The 2097-nt window shown below is 79.8% G+C and carries 1 pseudogene; it reads left to right on the top strand.

Going from position 1 to position 2097, the window contains the following annotated elements:
- Nucleotides 1-357 precede the first annotated feature (357 nt).
- Nucleotides 358-2097 (top strand): annotated as a pseudogene (locus tag KBX39_RS29720) (hypothetical protein); the annotation flags it as partial.

Below are 2097 nucleotides of genomic sequence, written 5' to 3'. Positions count from 1 at the left end.
CATGAGCTGACGCCACAGACCTTTCTCACCTCCTCCAGTCCGAAGACCCGCCCGACACCGGGCGGGTCTTCGGCGTATCGGCATCGGTCGGCACCGGGATTCCACCTCGCCGCACCGCCCGGTACGGTTGGCACGGTCGCCAACCGGTGGTTCCGGGCCGACGCGGGCAAGTGAAACTCATCGACGTCGTCCGGTGACTTTCGGTGACGGCCGATGCTCCCCCGGGCGGCTCCGGGCAACCACCGGATACGGTGCGGGGAGCCCGCACGGCCGGTACCCGCCGGCGACGCCGGCAGCCATGCCGACGGTTCCCCGGACCGGCATCGGCGGCCGACCTGTGATGGAGGAGGCGCACCCATGACGTCCGAGGCTCCGCACCGCCCCGGCCAGGAGCCGGGCGAGGTGTCGCCGGGCACCGGCGGACCGGTGCCGTACGGCGATCAGCCGGCGCAGCAGGACAACGGGTACAACGGAGCGCCCGACCTCGGCTGGGCGCCGCCCCCGCCGGCCGGTCGGCCCGCGCAGCCGGCCCCGGCCTGGGCCGCTAACGACGAACAGCCCCCCGCCTGGGCCCCGCCCGCGGGCCAGCCGGTGACCGGCCGGGCCACCGCCCAGGTCCCACCGCCCGCCGACCGTGGGCAGCAGCCCGCCTGGGGCGGCACCGACCAGGGCGCCCCCGCCTGGGCCGGTCCCGCCCAGGGCAGTCCCGTGTGGGGCGCTCAGGAGCAGCCCGGCCCGGACCGCGCCGCCGACCCGGCGCCGCCCGCGTGGGCCGCCACGCCGCCGGGCAGCCCGGTCGAGCCGACGGCGCCGGCCTGGGCCGCCGAGCAGAACCGCCAGGGGTGGGGCTCCGGTGAGCAGCCGGCCCGGTCGCCGTCCGGCGACCCGGCCGCCCGCAGCACCGGTTACGTCCCCGCCCCGGCCACCGTGCCGAACGAGACCTGGGTCACGCCCGCCCCGCCGGACGACCCGCACCGCTCCGGCGGCTTCGCGCCCACCGGTGGGCAGCACGACGACGCCCCGGGACACGCCGGTGGCTGGTCCACCGCCGCGCCGCCGGACGATCCGAACCGCTCGGGCGGCTGGAACCCGCGCGACGAGCAGCCCGCCGCGGCCGACGACCCCGGCCGCTCCGGCGGCTGGCCGCCGCGTGAGAGCCAGCCGGCCTGGGCACCTCCGGGTCAGCAGACCGGCGCCACCTGGCCGCCGGCCGACCCGCCCGCCCGTGCCGCCGCCGCGGTCTCGGTGCCCGGCGTCACCCGGCCGGACAACGCGTGGTCCACTCCGGAGCCGTCCGATCAGGACAACCGCTCCGCCGCTGGCGAGGACGACTCGCACCGCTCGGGCGGCTGGCGTCCGACCGGTGGACAGCACGACGGCGGATGGCCCGCCCCGCAGGCCGAGAACCGGCCGGGTGGCTGGGACGAGCCCGCCCGCCCCGACGACCCGGACCGCTCCGGCGGCTGGGCCGCGGGCCGCGCCGCCGGCCCCGCCGAGGCGGCACAGCCGGGCGGCTGGGGTGAGCCGGACCAAGGCCGGCAGCCCGGTGGCTGGGGCGCCCCCGCCGCACCGCAGCAGCGTGACTCCGAGGAGCAGGCCGGCGCCTGGAGCGGCGCCGCGTCCGTGCCGCAGCAGCAGGAGAGCGGCCGGTCGGCCGAGGAGCCGGCACAGCCCAGTTGGGGTGCCGCCGCACCGGTCGATACTCCGGCGGCCCGCGCGAGCGTCTCCGTACCGGCGCCCGACGCCGGCTGGGGCGGCAACCAGAACGACCGCCCGGCCGTACCGGCCGCCGAGCCGTGGTCGCCCGCCGAGGCGTGGGGCCGCTCCGAGGACTCCGCCCCGGCGTACCAGCCCGCTCCCGCGCCGGGCATCTCGCCCGGCAACGCGGTGCCGCTGCCGGCGCAGCAGCAGCGCGTGCCCGGAGCCGCGCTCGCCGCGTCGCCGCCCGCCGACCAGCCGCCCGCGCCGGCCGAACCCCAGGGGTCCGAGCCGGAGCGCGGGGACGGCGCGTGGGGCGAGTCGCAGTCGGCCTCCGTGCCCGGCCCGCGTACCTCTCCGGAGGGCGGCCCGGTCTCGGCCAGCGCGTCGGTCCCGGTG

The sequence above is a fragment of the Micromonospora sp. D75 genome (assembly GCF_018070405.1).
Classification (GTDB): Bacteria; Actinomycetota; Actinomycetes; order Mycobacteriales; family Micromonosporaceae; genus Micromonospora; species Micromonospora chalcea.
Note: the sequence above shows the minus strand (reverse complement) of the source record. Positions and strands in the feature narration are given on the sequence as shown.